The sequence below is a fragment of the Tabrizicola sp. T46 genome (assembly GCF_057219895.1).
Genome location: NZ_JBXVVV010000002.1, coordinates 815,300 through 837,066, shown reverse-complemented (window position 1 = coordinate 837,066; position 21,767 = coordinate 815,300). Strand labels below are relative to the sequence as shown.

Genomic DNA, 21,767 nt, shown 5'->3' with positions numbered 1-21,767 from the left:
GGCCTTTCGTCAGCCGCCATAGGTGGCGGTATGGAGGTCTCGGAAGGTGAAGCTGGGGCGCGCCGCGGGGTCCTCAGGGGTGAAGGTGAAGGTCGAGGGATACCCCGGAAACAGGGTCACGGCATTCGTTGAAAACCGCCCAGGAACATCCGCCTCGACCGCGACAAAGGGGGCGAGCGCCTTGACCTTCAGGGTCAGGGTCCACCGTGCACCGTCAGGTTGCACATCCGCTGTCAGGCCCGCAGGCAGAAGGTCATAGGCCTTCCAGGGCTTTGGTGCATGAACGTCACCGCCTTGGGCATCGCCCGACCAGATGAAGGCCAGTACCTCCCCCTTGGCCAGCGCACCGGGGGCCAGCGTCAGCACCGGGACCGCCGCATCCGGCGGCACGGTCACTGTCGCCTCGGCCAGCTTCCGCATTGCCCCGTCCATCGCCGCCGCATTGGCGGTAACCGTGATCGTCACCGCCTCCGGCCGGTCATTCACCGCCTTCAGCGTGATCGCGCCCTCTTTCGGCACCGCCACCACCGTCACCGGCGCGTAGAAGCGGGCCGCCATGTGATGCAGAAGCTTCCAGTTGCCGCCGTAATCAAGGCTTGCCCAGGAACAGACCGGCCAGGTGTCGTTCAGCTGCCAGTACAGCGTGCCCTGGCAATGCGGCTTGAGGCTCCGCCAGTGGGTGACCGCCGTCTTGATCGCCAGTCCCTGCTGGACCTGCGACAGGTAGACGAAGTTCGGGAAATCCACCGGAAAGCGGAAGTAGCGGAACATCGTCTCGGCGATCCGCGCGTTGCCGCCGGGGTTCTTCTGGTGGCTTTCCATCACCGGGGCGGCGATGTTCCAGTCCGCCTCGTCGGCAAAGCTACGGATCGCGGTCAGCGAGGGGTAGGACTGGAAGCCGAACTCCGAACAGAACCGGGGCGAGACGTCGCGGTAGTGGTCGAAATCGCGCCCCTCGTGCCAGACGGACCAGAAGTGCATGTCGCCTGAGCTGTCGTCATGCCAGGCATCTCCGAATGCCAGCGGCCCCGGGCTCGGCGAGGACGGCCACCAGTTCGCCCCCGGCAAGACCGAATGCAGCGCCGCCTCGACCGTGCGGTTCAGCCGGTCATAGTTCACAAGATACCGGTCCCGGTCCTTGCGGCTTTCGGGGAACCAGGTCAGCGCGCCGATCAGCTCGTTGTCGCCGCACCAGACGGCCATGCAGGCATGGTGGTTGATGCGCGCCACCACGTCGCGCACCTCGGCATCCACCTCGGCCAGGAACTCGGGCGTCGAGGGGTAAAGGTGGCAGGCGAACATGAAATCCTGCCAGACCATCAGGCCCATCTCGTCGCAGAGGTCGTAGAACCAGTCCGGCTCGTAGCGCCCGCCGCCCCAGATGCGGATCATGTTCATGTTGGCATCGACCGCGGATTGCAGCAGGCCCCGCACGCCCTCGACCGTGATCCGCCCAAAGAGGGCATCGGCCGGAATCCAGTTCGCACCGCGCGCAAAGACCGGCCTGCCGTTCACCTCCACCCCAAAGCTGCGCCCCGCCGCATCGGGTTCGCTGGCCAGCCGCATGTCGCGCAGGCCGATACGGCGGGTGACGCGGGCACCCTGCCCCGTCACCACAAGCTCATGCAGCACTTGGCGTCCAAAACCCACCGGCCACCAGAGCTGCGGATCGGGGATCGCCAGCGTCAGGCGCGCCACGCCCTGGCGCACCGGGGCCACGCCCATGACGCCGCACAGGCTCGCCGTCACCTCGTCCAGCCCCTCGGCATGGATCGCCAGCGTCACCTCGGCCATGCCGGGGCGGTGGACCTGCGTTACCACCATGTCGCCAATCCGGGGACCAATCGGCTCCAACCGGATACAGCCCGACACCCCGAAGATGCCCAGCGCGATGTTCCAGTCCCAGCCGAAGTCGCATTGCTGCTTGCGCAGCATGTTGGCATGCGGGATCGGGCCGTTCACCTGCTGGTAGGGAATCGGAAAGGGCATCCGCGCCGCCCGCGCCGCCGCCTCGCGCACGGGGCTGCGGAACAGGATTTCGATCGTGTTGGCACCCGCCTTCAGCGCGCTGGACACATCCACCCGCCAGCGCCGGTGGACGTTCGCTGCCGTCAGGACAAGCTGCCCGTTCAGCCGGACCTCGGCCACCGTGTCCAGCCCCTCGACCACCAGCGCCGCGGCACTGCCGTCATGGGTGAAGTAGCGCCGCGCCAGCCAGTCGCGTTCGCTGACCCAGCGGACATCGTATTCATTCCGGCCACGATAGGGATCGGGGATCACCCCCGCCCGCTCAAGGGCCGAAACACCGTCGCCGGGCAGATCGAAAGAAATGACATGGGTGCCGCTTTCGTCCGAAAGCGTCCAGCCGCCCGCAAGGTCGAGCATGGGTCAGATCCTTTGTTCCGTCTTGGCGTCGAAAAGCGATGCCTTGCCGATATCAAGCCCGAGGTGCACATGCGTTCCGGCAGGCAGTCGCCCCTCAACAGGGATGCGCACGCAGATGTTCTTGCCGCCGGCATCCAGCCACATCAGGCTGTCGGCCCCGAGATGTTCGTCCAGTTCCACCACTGCCGGGATGGACGGGCCGGGAATCGGCATGGCCGAAATGGTGATGTGCTCCGGCCGGACGCCCAGGATCGCCTGGTCGCGCTCCAGCACCGCGCCGCCCTGATAGCCCTGAAGGTCGATCCGGTTGCCGTCGAAATCGAAGGTCTTGCCGCCGTCAACCGTCCGGCCATGCAGGAAGTTCATCGACGGGCTGCCGATGAAGCCTGCAACAAAGAGGTTCGAGGGCCGGTTGTAGATCGTCTGCGGGTCAGCCAGCTGCTGGATCACCCCGCCCTTCATCACCGCGATCCGGTCCGCCAGCGTCAGGGCCTCAATCTGGTCATGGGTCACATAGACCATCGTGTTCTTCAGCCGCTCATGCAGGCGTTTGATCTCGACCCGAAGCTCGGACCGCAGTTTCGCGTCCAGGTTCGACAGCGGCTCGTCGAAAAGATAGACGTCGACATCCCGCACCAGCGCCCGCCCGATGGCCACCCGCTGCCGCTGCCCGCCGGACAGCGCGCCCGGCTTGCGGTCCAGAAGCGGCTGGATCTGCAGGATCTCGGCCGCCCGCGCGACGCGCTTTTCGATCTCGTCCTTCGGCATCCGGGCGTTCTTCAGACCGAACGACAGGTTCCCGCGCACGGTCATCTGCGGGTAAAGCGCGTAGGACTGGAACACCATCCCGATCCCGCGCTCGCTGGGTTCGGACCAGGTGACGTTCTTGCCCTTGATCCAGATCTGCCCGTCGGTGATGTCGAGAAGCCCGGCAAGGCAGTTCAGCAGCGTCGATTTCCCGCAGCCCGAGGGTCCGAGAAGCACGATGAACTCCCCCTCCTCGACGTCGATGTTCATGTTCTTCAGGACCGACACCGCGCCGAAGTTCAGCGTCAGGTCCTTGACTTCAATGGATTTAGCCATGCTGTTTCAGCCTTTCACGGCACCGGCGGCGATACCGCGGACGAAGAGTTTTCCCGAGACGAAGTAGATGATCAGCGGCACAAGGCCCGTAAGCAGCGTAGCGGCCATGTTGACGTTGTATTCCTTCACCCCCTGGACAGAGTTGACGATATTGTTCAGCTGAACGGTCATCGGGTAAAGCTCGGGCTTGGTGTAGACGACGCCGAAGAGGAAGTCGTTCCAGATGCCGGTCACCTGCAGGATCAGCGCCACCACGAAGATCGGCAGGCTCATCGGCAGCATGATGCGGAAGTAGATCCCCCAGAATCCGGCACCATCCACCCGCGCCGCCTTGAACAACTCCTCCGGGATCGAGCTGAAGTAGTTGCGGAAGAGTAGCGTCAGGATCGGCATCCCGAAGATCGTGTGGACGATCACAAGCCCCCAGAGCGATCCGTAAAGCCCCATCTCGCGCAGCATGATCACGATCGGGTAAAGCATGATCTGGTAGGGAATGAAGGATCCGAAGATCAGGATGGTGAAGAAGACCTCGGATCCCTTGAACTTCCAGTTGATCAGCGCATAGCCGTTCACGGATGCGATCAGGATCGACAGGATCACCGACGGCACGGTGATGATGACCGAGTTCCAGAAGCCCCGGCTCAGACCGTCGCAATTGAGGCCCGTGCAGGCCGTGGCCCAGGCCTTGACCCAGGGCTCGAAAGTGATCTCGACCGGCGGGGCGAAGATGTTGCCCAGGCGAACCTCCGGCATGCCCTTGAGGCTGGTCATGATCATGACCCACAGGGGCAGGATGTAGTACAGCGCGACCAGCCCGAGGATGCCGTAAAGGATGATGTTGCGCGACGAGATCGCCTTGCGCGGCCGGGCGCCGCGCGGGCCGGTCATCGCGTCGGACCGGGTGCCGGTCATGCCGATGGTGGCGTCAGCCATGCTTCTTGCCTCCGAATTCAAGGTAGGCCCAGGGGATCAGCACGATCAGCACAGAGAGAAGCATCATGGTCGAGGCCGCGAAGCCCTGCCCAAGGTTCTGCGCCTGGAACATGTAGTCATAGACATACATCGCCGGCACCTGGGATGCGTTGCCGCCGGGTCCTCCGGAGGTCATCGCAACGACAAGGTCGTAAAGCCGGATGATGCCGGATGCGACGATCACCAGCGTGGTGATGAAGACCGCCCGCATCATCGGGATGACGACGACAAGGTAGGTTTTCCAGGTTGGAATGCCGTCTACCCGTGCGGCCTTCCAGATATCGTCGTCGATGCCGCGCAGGCCCGCCAGCATCAGGCACATGACAAACCCCGTGCCCTGCCAGAGACCGGCTATCAAGAGGCCATAGAGCACAGTGTCGGGATTGTGCAGCGGGTCGAAGGTAAAGCTTTCCCAGCCCCAGCCGCGCACGATGCCCTGCAGGCCGAAATCCGGGTTCAGGATCCACTGCCAGACCAGCCCCGTCACGATGAACGAAAGCGCGAAGGGGTAAAGCATGATGGTGCGGAACGTGTCCTCGAACCGGATCTTCTGGTCCATCAGCACGGCCAGCAGGAAGCCCATCGAGATCGTGAAGATCAGCGACATCACCCCGTAGAAGGCGAGGTTCTCGATCGAGATCGTCCAGCGACTGTTCGACCAGAGCCGCTCGTACTGGTCCAGCCCGACGAAGTTCGTCCTGGGCAGAAGCTTGGAATTGGTGAAGGAAAACAGGACCGTCCAGGCGGTGCCATAGACGAAGACCCAGAAGACCACCAGCACCATCGGGATGCCGGCAATCAGCGCCGACGGGTTCCGCCGGGCGATCTTGCGGTTGTAGAGGGCCAGAAGGCCCACGACGATGATCGAACCGATCAGAAGGACCTGCCAGTTCAGGTCGACGACGGCATTCAGAAGGTCAAGGAACACGGGCGCGGGCTTCTCGCAAGGGGTTGCGGGAACGGGCCGCCCGAGATCAAGGGCGGCCCGTGACGTCTTTGGTCCGTGTCAGGTGCCGGTCAGTTGGCCGACAGGATTTCCACCCACTTCGCATGGGCATCGGCAGGGGCCATGTCTGACTTCCAGAACTCGACCATCAGGTCTTCCGACTGCTTCTGGGTATCGGGCGACCAGTTCATATCGCCCGCCGGGACGATGTTGCCACCGGCCAGGACCTCAAGGCCCTTCTTCATGCAGTCGTTGGCGGATGCAAGGTCGACGTCGCCCCGGATCGGCAGCGAGCCCTTCTTCAGGTTGAAGGCCACCTGCACTTCCGGGCTGACCAGAAGGGCAGCGAGGCGCTTCTGCGCGGCTTCCTTCTCGGGATCATCCAGTTTCGGGAAGTAGAAGGCGTCGCCGCCGGTCGAGATGTACTCGTTCAGGCCCAGACCCAGAAGGCAGGTATAATCCTTGCCGGCCACTTCGCCCGCGACCTGGAATTCGCCCTGCGCCCAGTCACCCATGATCTGGCCTGCGGCCTGATCGGTGATGACAAGGTTGGTCGCCTGGTTCCAGTCCTGCACGTTCGACCCCTTGGCCAGTTCACGTGCCGCGGCGGCCGCTTCGAAGACCTTGGCGTATTCCGGGCCGGCCGCGACTTCCATGTTCTTGTCGACGTTCACGGCCTTCCAGGCGTCAAGCCCGGCCACGGCGATCTGCATCGCGCCGAAGGCAAGGTTCGACTGCCAAGGCTGGTCGCCCAGCGCCAGCGGGATCTTGCCGGCCGCGCGCACCTGCTCGGCGGTCGCGACGAACTCGTTCCAGTTGGTCGGAACCGGAATGCCCAGGTCCTCGTAAACCTTGTTCGACAGCCACAGCCACTCGGGCGAGTGGATGTTCACCGGGGCGCAGTAGATCTTGCCATCAACGGTGCAGGCATCCAGCAGGCTGGGCGGATAGATGATTTCCTTCCAGTTGTTCGCCTCGGCCACGTCGGTCAGGTCCAGCATCAGACCGGCCTCGACCAGTTCCAGCGCCTGCTGGCCGTGGTTGAACTGGGTGGCCCCCATCGGGTCGCCGCCGGTGATGCGCGCGATCATGATCGGACGTGCCGTGCCGCCGCTGCCGGCGATGGCACCGTCGATCCACTTGTCGCCCGAAGCGTCAAACGCCTTGGCCAGCTCGGCGACCGCAGCCGCCTCACCGCCCGAGGTCCACCAGTGGGTGACTTCAAGCTCGGTCGCCATGGCAGGCATGGCCACCGACGCGCAGAGCACCGCCGTCAGTTTCGTCAGTTTCGTCCGTTCCTCCCGGTTTCTGAAACGTTATAGTCGATTTCTATAACGTTGTAGTTTTATGGATCAACCAATCTTTTCGCTTGTTTGCCCCCGCTGCCCAAGTCTTGATGAGGGGATTGGAAGGCGGAAACCCAAGCGGATTTCTGGGTCTGGATCGCAAGATGCCGCAGTGCCGAAACAGCGTCGAAACACTTGCTGGACGGGCGTTTGCTGCCCGCTTCGCTGGCTGGGTTTCTGCGACCGCGAAACTCAGCTCACGGACCGAATCATCCGGCGAGATTCGCTGCCGCGCGCAAATGCCACGGATCACGAAGGGAGCCGGCCATGCCCTTGCCGCTTGATCCAGCCCCCGCCGTCCTCCCTGATTCGGAGACCGAGCGCCCCACCCTCAAGACCATCGCCGCCGCCACCGGCCTTGCCATCGCCACCGTCAGCCGCGCGCTGAAGGATGCCCCCGACATCGGCGAGGAGACCAAACGCCGGGTCCGCGAGACGGCAACGCAGCTCGGCTATCGCCCGAACCGCGCCGGTGTGCGCCTCCGCACGGGCAAGACCAATGTCATCGCGCTTGTCCTGTCGACCGAGGCGGATGTGATGAACCACACCTCCCGTCTGATCTATTCGATCGCCAACGCGCTCCGCGGCACCGCCTACCACATGGTGGTGATGCCCTATTTCCCCGACCAGGACCCGATGGACCCGATCCGCTACATCGTCGAGACGGAAAGCGCGGACGGGATCATCCTGAACCAGACCATGCCCGACGATCCCCGCATCCGCTACATGACCGACCGCGGGTTCCCTTTCGCGGCCCATGGCCGGACCGACATGGGGATCGACCATCCTTATTTCGACTTCGACAACGAAGCCTTCGCCCGGGTCGCAGTGCGCGCCCTTGTCCAGCGTGGCCGAAAGCGCCTTCTGCTGATCGCCCCGCCCCGCTCGCATCTTTACGCCCGCCACATGACCTATGGCTTTTCCGACGAAGCCGCCCTTCAGGGGCTGCGGTTCGAGATCGCCGAAGGCTTCACTTCGGACAGCGGCGGCAATGTGATCGAAACGGGGACCGCCCGCCGCTTCGCCGCGCCCAACCCGCCGGACGGGCTCCTCGTCGGGTCGACGACCGCTGCGATGTCAGCCATCGCCGGGGCTGAGCAGTCCGGCGGCGTGCTTGGCCGCGACTTCGACCTTGTGGCGAAGGAAGCCATCCCGGTCCTGCGCCGGTTCCGCCGCGACATCATCATCGTGCCCGAGGATGTCGGGCGGGCCGGTGATTTCCTCGCCCACGCCCTGGTCGCGACGATCGAGAAGCGCGCGCTTGACCAGAGACAGCGGCTTGAGGTTCCTGACAAGGTGGAATGGGGCCGCGGCCCCTGGATGGGAGGGAAGACATGAAGACGATCAAGGGTCCGGCGCTGTTCCTGGCGCAATTCGCGGGCGATGCGGCGCCGTTCAATTCCTGGAAGTCGATCACCGACTGGGCCGCGGATTGCGGCTATGTCGGTGTGCAAGTTCCAAGCTGGGACGGGCGCCTCTTCGATCTGGAAAAGGCTGCGAGTTCAAAGACCTATTGCGACGAGTTCAAGGGAATTGCGAACGACGCCGGCCTTCAAGTGACCGAGCTCTCCACCCACCTGCAAGGACAGCTCGTCGCCGTCCACCCGGCCTATGATACCCAGTTCGATGGCTTTGCCGCCCCCGCCGTGCGCGGCAATCCGAAGGCCCGCGCGGAATGGGCAGTAGACCAGGTGAAGAAGGCGCTGACCGCCTCGAAGAACCTCGGCCTCAGCGCCCATGCCACCTTCTCCGGCGCGCTCGCCTGGCCTTACCTCTATCCCTGGCCCCAGCGCCCCGCCGGTCTGGTGGAAGAGGCCTTCGACGAACTCGCCCGCCGCTGGACCCCGATCCTGAACCATGCCGAGGATTGCGGCGTCGATGTCGCTTACGAAATCCACCCCGGCGAGGACCTGCACGATGGCGTCACCTTCGAGATGTTCCTCGACCGGGTGAAAGGTCACAAACGCGCCAACATGCTTTACGACCCTTCGCACTACGTCCTGCAACACCTTGATTACCTTGACCATATCGACATCTACCACGACCGGATCAAGATGTTCCACGTCAAGGATGCCGAACTGAACCCGACCGGGCGGCAGGGCGTCTATGGCGGCTTCCAGTCCTGGGTCAACCGCGCGGGCCGCTTCCGCTCGCCCGGCGACGGGCAGGTGGACTTTGGCGGCATCTTCTCCAAGCTCACCCAGTACGGCTTCGACGGCTGGGCCGTGGTGGAATGGGAATGCTGCCTGAAGCATCCCGAGGACGGCGCCCGCGAAGGTGCTGCCTTCGTCGATGCCCATATCATCCGCGTGACTGAAAAGTCCTTTGACGATTTCGCCGACGCCGGCACCGACCGCGCTGCCAACCGCAGGATGCTGGGGCTCGGGTAGGATGAAGATCGGGTTCAACCTTCTTCTCTGGACGACCCATCTCGACACCTCGCTCCTGCCCACGCTCCGCGCCCTCAAGGCGCTTGGCTATGACGGGGTCGAGGTGCCGATCTTCGGCGGCGATCCGGCCTACTACCGGGGCGTGAAGACCATGCTCGACGGTGAGGGGCTGGCCTCCACCGTCGTCGCCATCGTCCAGGACGAGGCACGCAACCCCCTCTCGGCGGCCAATGAGGCCGCCGGGGTCGACTACCTGAAATGGCTGGTCGATTGCTCGGTCGCCCTTGGGGCCGAGGTGCTGGCCGGGCCGTTCTACCAACCGCTCGGGGTCTTCTCCGGCAAACCCCTCAGCGACGAGGAATGGGCGCGCCTTATCCGCACCCAGACGGCGATGGCCGACCATGCGGGCGGCGCGGTCACCCTTGCGGTCGAACCCCTGAACCGTTTCGAATGCTACGCGCTCAACACCTGCGAACGGGCGGCAGAGCTGGTCAAGGCGGTGAACCGGCCCGGCTATGGCTATCTCTTCGATACCTTCCACTCGAACATCGAGGAAAAGGATGCCGTCGCCGCACTGACCGCCACCCTTCCCCAGGTCACCCACATCCACATCTCCGAGAACGACCGCGGCACCCCCGGCACCGGCCATGCGCCGATCCTGCCCGCCATCGCGGCCGCCCGTGCCGGCGGATATGACGGCTGGCTGACGGTCGAGGCCTTCGGCCATGCCCTCCCGGATATTGCCGCCGCAACAAGGGTCTGGCGCCCGCTCTTCCCAAGTTACGAGAATGTCACCACCGAGGCCATCGCGCTGATCCGCCGGGGCCTTGCCGCGTAAAGGAGTCCAAAATGCCCATTGATGCCGCCCATACCGCCCGTCCGCCGCGCCTCCGCCTTGGCATGGTCGGCGGCGGCCGCGATGCCTTCATCGGCGCCGTCCACCGCATCGCCGCCCGGATCGATGACCAGTACGAACTGGTCGCCGGCTGTTTCTCCTCCAGCCCCGAAAAGTCCAGGGCTTCGGGCGCCGACCTCGGGCTTGATCCGGCCCGCTGCTATGAAAGCTTTTCTGAAATGGCCAGCCGCGAGGCGCGCAAGAAGGACGGCATCGACGCCGTCGCCATCGTGACACCGAACCACATGCACGCGCCCGTCGCGATGCAGTTCCTGCGCCGCGGGATCCACGTCATCTGCGACAAGCCCCTCACCGCCACCCTTCCCGAAGCGAAGAAGCTCGCCAAGGCTGCCGAGGCCTCGGGCGTCGTCTTCGCGCTGACACACAACTACACGGGCTATCCGATGATCCGGCACGCGAAGGCCATGGTCGCGGCGGGGGAGCTCGGTGACATCCGCCTCGTGAACGTCGAATATGTGCAGGACTGGCTCAGCGAACCCTTGGAGGCTTCGGGCCAGAAACAGGCCGACTGGCGCACCGATCCCGCCCGGTCGGGCGCGGGCGGGTCCACCGGCGACATCGGCACCCATGCCTTCAACCTTGCGAACTTCGTCTCGGGCCTGACGCTCGACCAGCTTGCCGCCGACCTGACCGCCTTTGTCCCGGGGCGGCGGGTCGATGACAACGGCCATGTCCTGATGCGCTACAAGGGTGGGGCGAAGGGCATGCTCTGGTGCAGCCAGGTCGCCCCCGGCAACGAGAACGCGCTCCGCCTCAGGGTCTATGGCACCAAGGGTGGCCTCGAATGGGCGCAGGAGGACCCGAATTACCTCTGGTTCACTCCGCTCGGCCAGCCGAAGCGGCTGATCACCCGGGGCGGCGCCGGTGCGGGCCCCGAAGCAGGGCGTGTGACCCGCGTGCCCCCCGGCCACCCCGAAGGCTACCTGGAAGGCTTCGCCAACATCTACGCCGAGGCCGCCCGAGCCATCCGTGCGGCAAAGGACGGCACCGCCCTTCCCGAAGGCACCACCTTCCCGGGCCTGAAAGAAGGGCTCGAAGGCGTGGCTTTCGTCGATGCCTGCGTCCGTTCCTCGGCCCGCAACGGCGCGTGGGTCGGCCTCAACCTCTGAGTCGCGCACCACGGGCGGCGCAGGGTTAACCGCAGCCTTGCGCCGTCCAAGGGAAGACAGAAGGAAGACGCCTGGAAGACACAAGGAAGACGGGCGTGGCCTTGTCGCGCTCGGCGATTAACGCCGCGAACTCAAGGGCTTGCCGGAACGGCCCCTTGCCGCAACCGCTCCCTCTCGCGCTGCAGCCAGAACGCGGTCAGGATCATCGGCGCATTGGCCACCTCACCCCCCGCAACCGCCGCCATCAGCGCGTCGAAGGACAGAAGGTGCCCCCGGATATCCTCGGCCTCCTCCACGGAACCGAAGACCCCCGCCACCCCGTCCGGCAGGTCGCAGAGCGCGACGTAGGAATAGATATACTCCGTCATCGCGCCGGGCGACGGATAGTACTCCGCAACCCTCTCCAACCGGCCCAGCACCAGCCCGGCCTCCTCGACCGCTTCGCGGCGGGCGGCGTCTTCCGGCGTCTCGCCCGGGTCGATCCGTCCGGCGATGGCCTCAAGCTGCCACGGCAAGGGGTCGCCCCGTCCCAGGGGCCCGGTACGGAACTGTTCCACCAGAAGCACGCGGTCGCGGACCGGATCATAGGGCAGCACCGTGACTGCATCGCCCGAGACGAAAACCTCGCGCGTGATCCTTGGCCCCATGCTGCCGTCAAACCGGCGGTGCGCCAGGTCCAGAACCTCCAGCCCGAAGAACCCGGCATGCGCCTGGCGCCGTGCGGCCAGGTCAACCTCTCCGGTTCCGACCCGAAGCGCGCGCCCGGCGGCGGCCGCAGCCCTGACCCGGCTGGCAGCAGCCACCGCAACCGATCCCAACCGGCGGCGCACCGAGGCCGCATCAAGCTGGCCAAAGGCCTCCATGATCACCGCCGCCAGCGCCTCGGGCCCTGCGCCGCCCGGGCCAAGGTCGATGACCGGGGCACCATCCGGCGCGGAGGTCGGCTGCAGCCCCATCACCTCGCAGTAGAACGCCAACCGGGCGGCCTCGTCCTCCGTTCCGGCGACAATGGCCAGCAGCGCGGCAGGACCGGTCACGCGCGGCAGGACCGGCTCAGCGCCAGCGGCGGCTGGCATTTTCCGTCAGCATTCCGGCGATCCCGCCGCCGATCACCATCACGGCCAGCACCGGCACGGTTGCAAGCGGGAAGGACCGGTCCAGCATCCGCTGGAAGACGTCAAGGATCGCCTCGATCGGGCCGTCATAGCGCATCTTGACCGAAAGCTGCAGCATTTCGACCAGGCCGAATGCCAGAAGCGTCGCGATGACCAGTACGACCATGGTCTTCCAGCCCGACCCGATGGCCCGGAAATACCCCTTGCCGACCGAATTTCCCATCACCCGCCAGCCGACGATCGCACCAAGCAACGCGGTGATCTCGCGCAGCCTGCCGACACTCGTCTCTATCTCCATGTTCTGCACATAGACATGCGCCGTGATCCAGCCCACCACTGCAAAGCAAAGGGCGGCCATGGCCTTTGCTCCGGTCGGCATGGGTGTACCAGCCATCAGCTCACCTCAGGTCGGACGCGTCACCGTGATCTGCGTCACGTCGCAGTTTCCACTCTGAAAGGCCCCCGCGCAAGAGGCGAGGTAGAAGTCCCACATCCGCTTGAACCTTTCGTCAAAGCCCAGCCGGCGCACCTCGGACCAGCGCTCGTTGAACGTCTCGTGCCAGCGCCGCAAGGTGATGCTGTAGCTTTCCCCGAACTCGATCGATCCCTTGACCTTGAGGCCGGCCTTTTCAACCTCGGCCCGCAGAACCGACGGCGCTGGCAGCATCCCGCCAGGGAAGATGTATTTCTGGATGAAGTCCACGCCCTTGCGGTAGGCGTGCCAGCGGTCGTCCGCGACGGTGATGATCTGCAGCGTCGCATGCCGCCCGGGCTTCAGCCTGTCGCGCAGGGCGGCGAAGTAGACCGGCCAGTAGCGTTCGCCCACCGCCTCGAACATCTCGATCGAGGCAATGCCGTCATAGCTTCCGCGCTCGTCCCGGTAGTCCTGCAGCTTGATCTCCACCCGGTCCGACAGGCCCGCTTTCGCGATCCGCTCCACCGCGTAATCATGCTGCGCCTGGCTGATCGTCAGCCCGGTGACCTTCAGCCCCCGCTCCTTCGCGGCATATTCGGCAAAGCCGCCCCAGCCGCAGCCGATCTCCAGCACATGATCGCCCGGCTGCGCGCCCATCTGGTCGACCATGCTGGCATATTTCCGGCGCTGTGCCGCCTCGAGGCTTTCCTGCGGGTTCTCGAAGATTGCCGAGGAATAGGTCATCGTCTCGTCCAGCCACAGCCGGTAGAAGTCATTCCCAAGGTCGTAGTGATACGAGATGTTCTTCTTCGCCTGGCTTTTCGAGTTCGACTGCAGCCAGAAGCGCAGCCGTTCATAGGCGCGCAGAAGGGACATACCGGGATAGCTGTCCTGCACCGGATTGTTCGCGCGCCGCTGCACGAGGTCAAGGAAGGCCTGCAGGTCGGGCGTCGACCACCAGCCCTCCAGATAGGCATCGCAGAACCCAAGGTCGCCCTCGCGGATCAGCCGGGCGAAAAGATCGGCGTTGTGGATGTGCAGTTCGGCCGCAGGTCCGGGGGCCTCGCCCTCGACCCGGAACCGCCGCCCGTCGGGAAGCACGAAGTCCAGCCGCCCCTCGGCCAGCCGCTTCGCCACCTCGAAGGCCGTTGCAAAGTAGCGCGGCAGGTCATGAACCCCCTGCACGCCGGTCAGAACGGTCGTCACGTCCATTGCCCCTCCCCAAGGGTTCTTGGTCTTGTCTGCAAGTTCCATGAAAGGCACCCTCTGCTCAAGCCTTTCGTGCCTGAAATGCCGCAAGGGCACGCGCGCGTCCCTCGGCTAGGTCGATCACCGGCGCAGGATAGGGCGCTTTCGGATCAAGATTCCATGACCGCGGCACCGCCGCGAAAAAGTCCAGCGCATCCTGCCCGGGCTGCCGGGACAGTTCCGCCACGAACCGGCGGCGATAGTCACCCTTTGGGTCGAACTTTTCGGCCTGGCCTGCGGGGTTGAACACCCGGAAATAGGGCGCCGCATCCGGGCCCGAGCCTGCAACCCATTGCCAGCCCATCGCATTCGCCGCCGGGTCCCAGTCGGTCAGGCAGTCGGCAAACCAGTCGAGCCCCAGCTTCCAATGGGTCAGAAGGTGTTTCGTGAGGTAGCTTCCCGCGATCATCCGGGCGCGGTTGTGCATTGTCCCGGTCACATACATCTCGCGCATCGCCGCATCGACGAAAGGCTCGCCGGTCAGCCCGCGCTGCCAGCGTTCCGCCTCCGGGTTGTCACTACGCCAGGGGAAGTCGTCCCATTCGGGCTTCCAGTTGGCGTGGGTGATATGCGGCGTGTGATGCATCAGGTGATAGCTGAACTCGCGCCAGGCAAGCTCGCGCAGAAAGCTTTCCGCGCCTGCCCTGCCCTCGTCCCGCGCGCGCTGACCGGCATGCCAGACGGTGCGGATGCCGATCTCGCCATAGGTCAGGTTCTCGGACAGGCGCGAGGTGCCGGCCACCCCGGGCAGGTCCCGTGCCTCGGCATAGCCTGCCACAGGCCCCGCAAGAAAAGCCGCGAGCTTCGCCCCCGCTGCCGCCTCGCCGACCGCTTGGTGGCGCAGGACAACCGCCGCGCCCCGTTTCATCGCCGCCCCAAGCCGCCAGTCGTCCAGCCGGTCGCTTCCGGGCCAGGCCTCGGGCCCGCGCAGCCGCTTCAGTGCCGCCTCGGGTGCTGCCACCTCCAGACCGCGCATCGCCCGCCAGTAAGGCGTGAAAACTCGGTAGAACCCGCCCTGCCCGGTCTCGACCTCCCACGGCTCGTGCAGCAGATGCCCCGCGAAACTCCGCGCCTCGATCCCCTCGGCCTTCAGCGCCGCCTTCACGCCCGTGTCCCGCGCCACCGAGGCCGGATCGTACAGCCGCGACCACCAGACCCCGCCCGCTCCGGTCTCCGTCCCCAGCGCCCGCAAGACCTCCAGCGCCGGACCGCGCCGCAGGATCAGCCGCGCGCCCAGCGACTCCAGCGCGTTGGCGAAGGCCGCGACACCAAGCCCCAACCGCCATTTCGGCGCGGCGCCGATAGCCTCGGTCTCGGGGTCGAGGATGAAGACGGGCACCAGCGGCCGACCCGTCGCCACCGCTGCCGCAAGCATCGGCTGGTCAGCAAGACGCAGGTCGCGTCGAAACCACAGGATCAACGGCAGGTCGGACATTCGGACTTTTTTCCCATGGCTAACGGATACGCCCGCCGCCCTGCCCCGGATCACCCGAGCAGCTTCCTTTCTGCCCAAGTATCCTCAGGGGGTGCGGGGGTAGAATGCCCTCGCGTACCGCCTTTGGTCGCGCCTGCACGACCAGAGGCGAAAGGAAAGGCGTCGCGCGGCACCGCGCGTCCGGCTTGCTGCCGCTAGAGAACCCGGTCCAGCGCGGCGATCAGCTGGGCCACCTCATCCGCGCTGGTGTAATGCACTGCCGACATCCGGAGGACCCCCTTTTCCAGGTCGATCCCAAGCGCCTGCAGGGGTCGGACAGCGTAGAAATCACCTGCCCAGCAGGCGATCCCGTTGCGCCCAAGCTCTTCCGACACCGGCTCGGCCACGCGGCCAAGGTCCACCGCCACGGTCGGAGCCCGGCGCCCCGCATCGCGGGGGCCAAGGAGGCGCACATCGTTCCGCTGGCCGAGGTAGTCCAGCAGCGGCCGGATCACCGCCACCTCCTGCGCCCGCATCAGGTCGTGCACCCCCCGGTTCCGCGCCGCCGGATCGCCCGCAATGCCATGCCGCTCGGCCAGCGCATCCACGTAATCCGCCATCCCCGCACAGGCCGCGATCTGGGCGTGGTCCGGTCCCGCCGGAGTATGCCGCTTGTAAAGCACTCCATGATTGAAGAAATGCGCCTGCCCGGGCAGCTCGAACCCGAAGGCCTCGCTAAGGACCATGATCCCCTGATGGGGCCCATAGGTCTTGTAGGCCGAGAAGAGGTACACATCGCACCCCAGCGCCGGGATATCGGGAAACCCATGCGGCGCGTAGGACACCCCGTCCACCACCGTCCGCGCGCCGGCATCGCGGGCCATGGCTGAGATCGCGGCCACGTCGTTGATCTCGGCAATGACGTTCGAACAATGCGGAAAGCACACCAGCTTCACCATTCCGTCGGCCAGCAGCGCCGCGAGCGTCGGCAGTTCCAGCGCCCCCGTCTCGCGGTCGATCTGCCATTCACGGATCTCGATCCCCTCGTCGGCGAGCCGGCGCCAGACGCCCGAGTTCGCCTCGTGGTCCTGGTCGGTCACCACCACCGCGCCGCCCGTGCCCTCCAGCCACTTTCGCACCGCCTGCGCCAGCACATAGGTATTGGCGCTGGTCGAGGGGCCGAAGGACACCTCCTCGCGCTTCACACCCATCATCGCCGCCAGCCGGCTGCGTGCCTCGTCCATCTCGGCCCCGCCCGCCTGCGCGCCGGGATAGGGCCCATAGGGCTGCACCTTGCGATCATGATAGAACCGGGTCAGCCGGTCCACCACCTGACGGCAGGGATAGCTTCCACCCGCATTTTCGAAGAAGGCATGGGTCGACAGCACCGGCGAAGAAAAGGCCGGGAACTGGCTACGGACGAAATCCAGATCAAGCGCCATGGCGGCGGCTCCTTGGTTCGGGCCGCAGGCCCCGGGCGACGCGCCGCGCAGGCGCCGAAAACCGGGCTGCGGCGGGTCTTCCAGCCAGACCGGCGGATGTCTCCCGCCGGCCAGATGCGGGCGGTCAGTGCCGCCCGCGATCACCGACAGGATTAGCCAAGCCACGGGCGCAGCGCAATGTCGAAGCCGCCCGGCGCCGCTCTGCCGTGTTCCCTACCTTACCTCGCGTCAGTCTGTCAGCGGCACGATCACCTGCGGAATCGATTCGATGGCTGATGCACCTTCCGCCCCGGAAAGCCGCCGATTTTCGCGCCATTTGACGAAATTTTGTTACAAATTGACGCACCCGACGTCGGGTCCCCCCTTGCCGTTTTCCAAACGCGTCACCAGTTTCTGCACACTGACCGGGCATGCCCGGCTTCAACCACGCGTAGCAAACAGAAAAGGCGTGTCACGCCGCGCCAAAACAGAGGAGCATCCATGAGCCGCCATTCCCTGACCCTTCTCAGCGCAGCCTCGGTGCTGTCGCTTACCGTTGCCGCCCATGCGGCGGACCCGGAGCTTACCGTGCTCGACTGGGCCGGCTGGGAGATCGACGGCATGCTGCAACCCTATGTCGACAAGCATGGCCAGAAGCCGTCCTACGTCTTCTTCGCCGACGATGACGAAGCCTTCCAGAAGGTCTCCTCCGGCTTCAAGGCCGACGTTGTTCACCCCTGCGCCGCCTCGGTGCCGCGCTACAAGGAAGCGGGCCTGGTCGAGCCCTGGGACATCAGCCGCATCCCGGAATTCGCCAACATCCCGGAACGGATGACCGCCCCCTTCACCAATGCGGATGGCGTTTTCTATATCCCGACCGACTACGCCTACACCGCCATCGCCTACAACGCCGAGACCGTCCCGGCCGAGGATGTGGCGACCGTCCAGGTCTTCAACAACGAGAAGTACGCCGGCCGCATCTCGCTTCCCGACAACACCGATGACGTCTGGTCGCTGGCCTTCCTCGCCACCGGCGTCACCTCCTGGGACAACGTGACCGACGAACAGTTCGACGCCGCAGCAGCCTGGCTGCGCGAAGTGCACCCGAAAGTCCGCGCCTACTGGGCTGACCCTTCGGAATTGTCGCAGCTCATGGCCTCGGGCGAGGTGCAGGTGGCCTGGTCGTGGAACGACCCCGTCGCGATCCTGCAGTCGGAAAACTTCCCCGTCGGCTTCAACCGTTCGCCGGCTGAAGGCGCCGCCACCTGGTACTGCGGCTTCGTCAACATGAAGGACGGCCCGGGCAGCGAGGACAAGGTCTACGACCACATCAACTCGCTTCTCGCCCATACCTCTGCCCAGCCGCTGCTCGACGCGATCGGCTATGCCTCGGCCAACGACGCCGCGATGGCCACGATCTCGGCCGAGCAGATGAAGGCCGCCTTCATCGACCCGGTCACCACGACCCTCTTCGTGCAAAGCCCGCCGACGGCGGAACTCCGCGACCGCATGATCGAGGAATTCGAGATGATCAAGTCGGGCTTCTGAGGCCGACCATCACCTGTTGAAGGGCGCCCGGGGAAACCCGGGCGCTTTTTCGTTTCGGGGGCCTGCGAAGGTTGCAGCTGGTGGCGCCAACCGCATAGGCTTGACCGGCCAGCAACAAGGTCCTGCCCCCCGTGATCGAAGTCGTCTGCATCTCCTTTGCCTTCGTCATGGGCCTGGCGGTGCGGCATGTGGGCCTGCCGCCCCTTGTCGGCTTTCTTGCTGCGGGCTTCGCGATCGCTGCCGCTGGCCCGCACCTCGGTCTGCCCAAGGAAACCGGCCCCGTCCTTGAACATGTGGCCCACCTGGGGGTTCTGCTTCTTCTCTTCGCGGTCGGCCTGAAGCTGCGCCTGGGCCAGATCGCGCAGCCGCAGGTGCTTGGCGGCGCCCTCCTCCACGCGGCTCTCACCACGGCAGCGGCCACGGCACTGCTTGGCCTTCTGGCCGGGCTCGACTGGCAGACCGCACTCCTCCTAGGTGTGGCACTCTCCTTCTCCTCGACCGTCTTCTCGGCCAAGACGCTGGAGACGAAGCGGGACATCGGCACGCTTTACGGCCGCACCGCCATCGGCATCCTGGTCGTGCAGGACATCATCGCGCTTGTCGTCCTCGCCGTCTGGGGCGACCAGACCCCGACCCCCTGGGCGCTCGCCCTCATTCTTGCGCTTCCTTTCCTGCGCCCGGTGCTCTTCCGCCTGCTCGACCTTGCCGGCCATGACGAGCTTCTGGTCCTCGCCGGGCTCCTCCTCGCCCTCGTCCTCGGCGGGGCCGGGTTCAAGGCGGTCGGGCTCAGTTCCGAGATCGGCGCCCTGGTCATGGGCCTGATCCTCTCCACCCATGCCCGGGCGAAAGAGCTTTCGAACGCCCTCTGGGGGCTGAAGGAGCTGTTCCTTGTCGGCTTCTTCCTGCAGATCGGCCTCTCGGGCCTGCCGGGCTGGGACGGCATCGCCTTTGCCCTGATCCTGACCCTGCTCCTGCCCTTCAAGGCCGCGCTCTTCTTTCTCCTTCTCGTCCGCTTCGGGCTGCGGGCCCGCACCGCCTTCCTTTCTGCCATCAGCCTTGCCACCTACAGCGAATTCGCCCTCATCGTCTCGGCCTCGCTCTTTCCCGACTGGCTGGTGCCCCTTGCCCTTGCCGTCAGCTTCTCCTTCATCGCCGCCGCCCCCACCGATCACCTCGCACCCCGTCTCTTCGAACGGCTGGAACCCTTTCTGCGCCGCTTCGAACCCCGGCGCGTGCACCAGGACGAACCGCCGTCCGACCTTGGCGGTGCCGGGATCCTTGTCCTCGGGATGGGCCGGACCGGAACGGCCGCCTACGACCACCTTGCCGAGTCTTCCGCAGCCGTCGTCGGGCTGGAAGCCGACAGCTACCGCGTCGCGGCCCATGTCGAGGCGGGTCGCAACGTCATGCTGGCCGATGTCGAGGATTCCGGGCTCTGGCGCGGCCTCGACCTCAGGCCGCTGTCGGTCGTCATCCTGGCGATGGACAATATCGAGGCCAAGGAATTCGCCGCCCGAGCCCTGCGGCGGCATGGCTTTGACGGCCCGATCGTGTCGCACGCACTCTACGAGGATCACCTGCCCCGGCTGCGGTCGGCAGGTGCCACACACACCTACCTCACGATGACCCAGGCCGGCGTCGGCCTAGCCGAACAGGCGGCGCGGGCAATGGGCCTTCCCCTTTCGCCGAACGCCCCCCGGACAGAGCAGCGCAACTAGCGGCCCAGCGTCTTCACCACCAGCGCCGCCGCTGCGGCGCCCGAGTTCTGCTGCTGCCCGGTGATCAGGTTCCCGTCCCGCACCGCGAAGGCCTTGAACATGCCGTTCACGATGAAATTCGTCCCCTCGATCTTCCGCGCCTCTTCCTCGATCCAGAACGGCTGGATCCGCTTGCCCACGAAACTGTCGGCAAAGGCCTCCTCGCTGTTGGCGAATCCGGTCCAGGTCTTTCCCTTGACCAGAAGCTCCCCGGTCGAAAGCCGCGTCTTCAAGAGCACGCAGGTCCCATGGCAGACGATCGCCACCACCTTCCCCGCCTCATAGGCCCGCGCAACGAAAGCGTGCAGGGCCGTATCGTCGACCATCGTCACCATCGGCGACTGCCCCCCCGCAACAAAGATCGCGTCATAACCCGCCAGGTCGACGTCCTTGATTGCCTTGGTCCCACTCAGCATCGCCGCATGGACCGGCGATTTCTTGAACCCCAGCGACAGGATGTCCGCCGCGGAATATCCGCTCGGGTCCTCAGGATCTGAATAGCCGTCGGCCATCAGATCCCCGCCCATCGGGCTCACGATATCGACCTCATACCCCGCCTCGACGAAGGCCCAGTAGGGATGGGTCAGTTCCGCCCACCAGAAACCGATCGGCCAGCCCGTTATGGGCGACACGCCCGGATTGGCCGCAATCATCAGCACGCGTTTCTTGCTGTGGACGTCGATGTTGCCTGACATGGAGGTTTCCTTTCAACGGGTTACGGATTTCGGATAGATGAAGCGGGCGATGCGCGGCGTGAGGCGCGGCATGATGAGATAGCTCATCAGACCGACCTGGATCGCCACCATCACAAGGACGCGCAGGGCCAGCGGCCAGCCCGCCAGCAAGGGCCCCAGTGCCAGGGTCAACAGCATGACCAGGACGAACACCACCGCCACCAGCACCAGTGCCATCCGGTGGGGCGAGGGCTGCGGGACCTTCGTCCCCGGCGGCGGGTCGAACCAGAACTCCAGCCCCGTCAGCCGTTCCCAGGCTGCGTCGGCAGAGAACAGCGGTGCTGCCTCCGCAAGCATCCGCGCACGAAACTCCGACGCCTCGAACCGCTCCAGCGCCTCAAGGCTCTCGAACCGGAAGACGCTGCGATACTCGCCACCGGTTCCGCCCGGTCGATGGAACTCGGCCCCGAGATAGCTCGGGAACTCCCGCCCCACGCCCTCGGTCAACCGGGTCAGCCAGGCCTCATAGGCCGCCTCCTGCCCGGGCTTCACCCGGCGGCGCACCAGGATGGTGACGGGGTCAGTCATGGCAAATCTCTCCCGCTCCGGGCCGCGCCCGGTCATTTGCTACACGCTCGGAAAACCCGCTTACGGGGCGGTCACAGGCAGGTCGTACCAGTCGGGTTTCGCCTCGGACCACAGGTTCTTCATGATCCGCTTGCCGGTCGGCCCGTCGACCAGCCCGGCCGAGATCAGCCAGCGCCCCGCCGCCGTGACCTCCTTCAGGACGCGCCCGCCACAGGTGCCGCAGAAGGCCCGCCGCGCGGCGTCCGAGGACTGGTACCAGACCAGGACTTCACCTCCCGCCATTTCAACATCGCCTTGAGGAACAGCCAGGAAGGCATTGAAATTCCCATGCATCTTCTGGCAATCGCCGCAATGGCAGGCCAGCACTCCGGCCGCGGTTGCGGGGAATGTCACCTGCACCTTGCCGCAATGGCAGGACGCGTGCAGCTTGTCGCTCATAC

At 65.5% G+C, this 21,767-nt stretch carries 19 protein-coding genes; 6 read left to right on the top strand and 13 right to left on the bottom strand.

Translation table 11 applies throughout. From position 1 onward, the window contains the following. Window positions 1-9: 9 nt before the first annotated feature. From AC2D9V_RS11790 to AC2D9V_RS11770, 5 genes are all read right to left on the bottom strand, one after another. On the bottom strand, window positions 10-2,385 hold the full coding sequence (locus AC2D9V_RS11790; protein ID WP_484714258.1) for a glycoside hydrolase family 2 protein: 2,376 nt from the start codon (window positions 2,383-2,385) through the stop codon (window positions 10-12). 3 nt (window positions 2,386-2,388) lie between these two features. Next, on the bottom strand, window positions 2,389-3,468 hold the full coding sequence (locus AC2D9V_RS11785) for an ABC transporter ATP-binding protein (protein WP_484714257.1): 1,080 nt from the start codon (window positions 3,466-3,468) through the stop codon (window positions 2,389-2,391). Window positions 3,469-3,474: 6 nt separating this feature from the next. After that, on the bottom strand, window positions 3,475-4,401 hold the full coding sequence (locus AC2D9V_RS11780) for a carbohydrate ABC transporter permease (RefSeq protein ID WP_484714256.1): 927 nt from the start codon (window positions 4,399-4,401) through the stop codon (window positions 3,475-3,477). After that, window positions 4,394-5,224, bottom strand: coding sequence for a carbohydrate ABC transporter permease (locus tag AC2D9V_RS11775; protein ID WP_484714494.1), 831 nt, complete (start codon window positions 5,222-5,224; stop codon window positions 4,394-4,396). Before AC2D9V_RS11775 ends, AC2D9V_RS11780 begins: the two co-directional genes overlap by 8 nt. Before the next feature lie 233 nt (window positions 5,225-5,457). Continuing rightward, window positions 5,458-6,624 (bottom strand): ABC transporter substrate-binding protein, encoded by a 1,167-nt coding sequence (locus AC2D9V_RS11770; RefSeq protein WP_484714255.1) that lies wholly within the window; start codon window positions 6,622-6,624, stop codon window positions 5,458-5,460. Between the two features lie 375 nt (window positions 6,625-6,999). Here AC2D9V_RS11770 and AC2D9V_RS11765 point away from each other — a divergent pair, with 375 nt between their 5' ends. From AC2D9V_RS11765 to AC2D9V_RS11750, 4 genes are read left to right on the top strand one after another with little or no spacing between them, the layout of a single operon-like run. After that, window positions 7,000-8,070 (top strand): LacI family DNA-binding transcriptional regulator, encoded by a 1,071-nt coding sequence (locus tag AC2D9V_RS11765; protein ID WP_484714254.1) that lies wholly within the window; start codon window positions 7,000-7,002, stop codon window positions 8,068-8,070. Further along, complete coding sequence (locus tag AC2D9V_RS11760; RefSeq protein ID WP_484714253.1) at window positions 8,067-9,122, top strand: sugar phosphate isomerase/epimerase family protein; 1,056 nt, start codon at window positions 8,067-8,069, stop codon at window positions 9,120-9,122. Before AC2D9V_RS11765 ends, AC2D9V_RS11760 begins: the two co-directional genes overlap by 4 nt. Before the next feature lies 1 nt (window position 9,123). Beyond that, window positions 9,124-9,960: a sugar phosphate isomerase/epimerase family protein gene (locus AC2D9V_RS11755; protein WP_484714252.1), complete on the top strand. Its 837-nt coding sequence runs from the start codon at window positions 9,124-9,126 to the stop codon at window positions 9,958-9,960. An 11-nt stretch (window positions 9,961-9,971) separates the two neighbouring features. Next, window positions 9,972-11,147, top strand: coding sequence for a Gfo/Idh/MocA family protein (locus tag AC2D9V_RS11750; RefSeq protein ID WP_484714251.1), 1,176 nt, complete (start codon window positions 9,972-9,974; stop codon window positions 11,145-11,147). Window positions 11,148-11,278: 131 nt separating this feature from the next. Here the strand turns inward: AC2D9V_RS11750 and AC2D9V_RS11745 are convergent, their stop codons facing one another. The 5 genes from AC2D9V_RS11745 to AC2D9V_RS11725 all read right to left on the bottom strand — a co-directional run bounded on the left by AC2D9V_RS11745 (window position 11,279) and on the right by AC2D9V_RS11725 (window position 16,781). Next, window positions 11,279-12,184 carry an NUDIX domain-containing protein gene (locus AC2D9V_RS11745; protein WP_484714250.1) on the bottom strand — a complete coding sequence of 302 codons (906 nt, stop codon included), beginning with the start codon at window positions 12,182-12,184 and terminating at the stop codon, window positions 11,279-11,281. Between the two features lie 16 nt (window positions 12,185-12,200). Continuing rightward, a complete protein-coding gene (locus tag AC2D9V_RS11740) occupies window positions 12,201-12,656 on the bottom strand; it encodes a TrgA family protein (protein WP_484714249.1) in 456 nt (151 codons plus the stop codon). Window positions 12,657-12,665: 9 nt separating this feature from the next. Next, a complete protein-coding gene (locus AC2D9V_RS11735; protein WP_484714493.1) occupies window positions 12,666-13,889 on the bottom strand; it encodes a class I SAM-dependent methyltransferase in 1,224 nt (407 codons plus the stop codon). Window positions 13,890-13,947: 58 nt separating this feature from the next. Next, window positions 13,948-15,360: a cryptochrome/photolyase family protein gene (locus AC2D9V_RS11730; protein ID WP_484714248.1), complete on the bottom strand. Its 1,413-nt coding sequence runs from the start codon at window positions 15,358-15,360 to the stop codon at window positions 13,948-13,950. Window positions 15,361-15,554: 194 nt separating this feature from the next. Next, a complete protein-coding gene (locus AC2D9V_RS11725; protein WP_484714492.1) occupies window positions 15,555-16,781 on the bottom strand; it encodes an aminotransferase class V-fold PLP-dependent enzyme in 1,227 nt (408 codons plus the stop codon). Window positions 16,782-17,261: 480 nt separating this feature from the next. Between AC2D9V_RS11725 and AC2D9V_RS11720 the strand changes: the two genes are divergently transcribed. Further along, the gene (locus tag AC2D9V_RS11720; RefSeq protein ID WP_484714247.1) at window positions 17,262-18,308 is read left to right on the top strand and encodes an ABC transporter substrate-binding protein; all 1,047 of its coding nucleotides are present in this window, start codon (window positions 17,262-17,264) and stop codon (window positions 18,306-18,308) included. A gap of 131 nt (window positions 18,309-18,439) precedes the next feature. Then, a complete protein-coding gene (locus AC2D9V_RS11715; protein ID WP_484714246.1) occupies window positions 18,440-20,026 on the top strand; it encodes a cation:proton antiporter domain-containing protein in 1,587 nt (528 codons plus the stop codon). On the opposite strand, the gene AC2D9V_RS11710 is transcribed toward AC2D9V_RS11715, so the two are convergent. The 3 genes from AC2D9V_RS11710 to AC2D9V_RS11700 are packed head-to-tail and all read right to left on the bottom strand — an operon-like array spanning window position 20,023 to window position 21,765. Continuing rightward, complete coding sequence (locus tag AC2D9V_RS11710; protein ID WP_484714245.1) at window positions 20,023-20,760, bottom strand: type 1 glutamine amidotransferase domain-containing protein; 738 nt, start codon at window positions 20,758-20,760, stop codon at window positions 20,023-20,025. The genes AC2D9V_RS11715 and AC2D9V_RS11710 overlap by 4 nt on opposite strands. A 12-nt stretch (window positions 20,761-20,772) precedes the next feature. Next, window positions 20,773-21,327, bottom strand: coding sequence for an antibiotic biosynthesis monooxygenase (locus tag AC2D9V_RS11705; protein ID WP_484714244.1), 555 nt, complete (start codon window positions 21,325-21,327; stop codon window positions 20,773-20,775). A 60-nt stretch (window positions 21,328-21,387) separates the two neighbouring features. Next, window positions 21,388-21,765 carry a GFA family protein gene (locus AC2D9V_RS11700; RefSeq protein WP_484714243.1) on the bottom strand — a complete coding sequence of 126 codons (378 nt, stop codon included), beginning with the start codon at window positions 21,763-21,765 and terminating at the stop codon, window positions 21,388-21,390. Between the last annotated feature and the right edge of the window lie 2 nt (window positions 21,766-21,767).

What these genes read in the sequence shown, in the direction of transcription:
- AC2D9V_RS11790 (WP_484714258.1), bottom strand. Translation starts at nt 2,385, where the DNA reads ATGCTCGACCTTGCGGGCGGCTGGACGCTTTCGGACGAAAGCGGCACC.
- AC2D9V_RS11785 (WP_484714257.1), bottom strand. Translation starts at nt 3,468, where the DNA reads ATGGCTAAATCCATTGAAGTCAAGGACCTGACGCTGAACTTCGGCGCG.
- AC2D9V_RS11780 (WP_484714256.1), bottom strand. Translation starts at nt 4,401, where the DNA reads ATGGCTGACGCCACCATCGGCATGACCGGCACCCGGTCCGACGCGATG.
- AC2D9V_RS11775 (WP_484714494.1), bottom strand. Translation starts at nt 5,224, where the DNA reads ATGGTGCTGGTGGTCTTCTGGGTCTTCGTCTATGGCACCGCCTGGACG.
- AC2D9V_RS11770 (WP_484714255.1), bottom strand. Translation starts at nt 6,624, where the DNA reads ATGGCGACCGAGCTTGAAGTCACCCACTGGTGGACCTCGGGCGGTGAG.
- AC2D9V_RS11765 (WP_484714254.1), top strand. Translation starts at nt 7,000, where the DNA reads ATGCCCTTGCCGCTTGATCCAGCCCCCGCCGTCCTCCCTGATTCGGAG.
- AC2D9V_RS11760 (WP_484714253.1), top strand. Translation starts at nt 8,067, where the DNA reads ATGAAGACGATCAAGGGTCCGGCGCTGTTCCTGGCGCAATTCGCGGGC.
- AC2D9V_RS11755 (WP_484714252.1), top strand. Translation starts at nt 9,124, where the DNA reads ATGAAGATCGGGTTCAACCTTCTTCTCTGGACGACCCATCTCGACACC.
- AC2D9V_RS11750 (WP_484714251.1), top strand. Translation starts at nt 9,972, where the DNA reads ATGCCCATTGATGCCGCCCATACCGCCCGTCCGCCGCGCCTCCGCCTT.
- AC2D9V_RS11740 (WP_484714249.1), bottom strand. Translation starts at nt 12,656, where the DNA reads ATGGCTGGTACACCCATGCCGACCGGAGCAAAGGCCATGGCCGCCCTT.
- AC2D9V_RS11735 (WP_484714493.1), bottom strand. Translation starts at nt 13,889, where the DNA reads ATGGACGTGACGACCGTTCTGACCGGCGTGCAGGGGGTTCATGACCTG.
- AC2D9V_RS11730 (WP_484714248.1), bottom strand. Translation starts at nt 15,360, where the DNA reads ATGTCCGACCTGCCGTTGATCCTGTGGTTTCGACGCGACCTGCGTCTT.
- AC2D9V_RS11725 (WP_484714492.1), bottom strand. Translation starts at nt 16,781, where the DNA reads ATGGCGCTTGATCTGGATTTCGTCCGTAGCCAGTTCCCGGCCTTTTCT.
- AC2D9V_RS11720 (WP_484714247.1), top strand. Translation starts at nt 17,262, where the DNA reads ATGAGCCGCCATTCCCTGACCCTTCTCAGCGCAGCCTCGGTGCTGTCG.
- AC2D9V_RS11710 (WP_484714245.1), bottom strand. Translation starts at nt 20,760, where the DNA reads ATGTCAGGCAACATCGACGTCCACAGCAAGAAACGCGTGCTGATGATT.
- AC2D9V_RS11705 (WP_484714244.1), bottom strand. Translation starts at nt 21,327, where the DNA reads ATGACTGACCCCGTCACCATCCTGGTGCGCCGCCGGGTGAAGCCCGGG.
- AC2D9V_RS11700 (WP_484714243.1), bottom strand. Translation starts at nt 21,765, where the DNA reads ATGAGCGACAAGCTGCACGCGTCCTGCCATTGCGGCAAGGTGCAGGTG.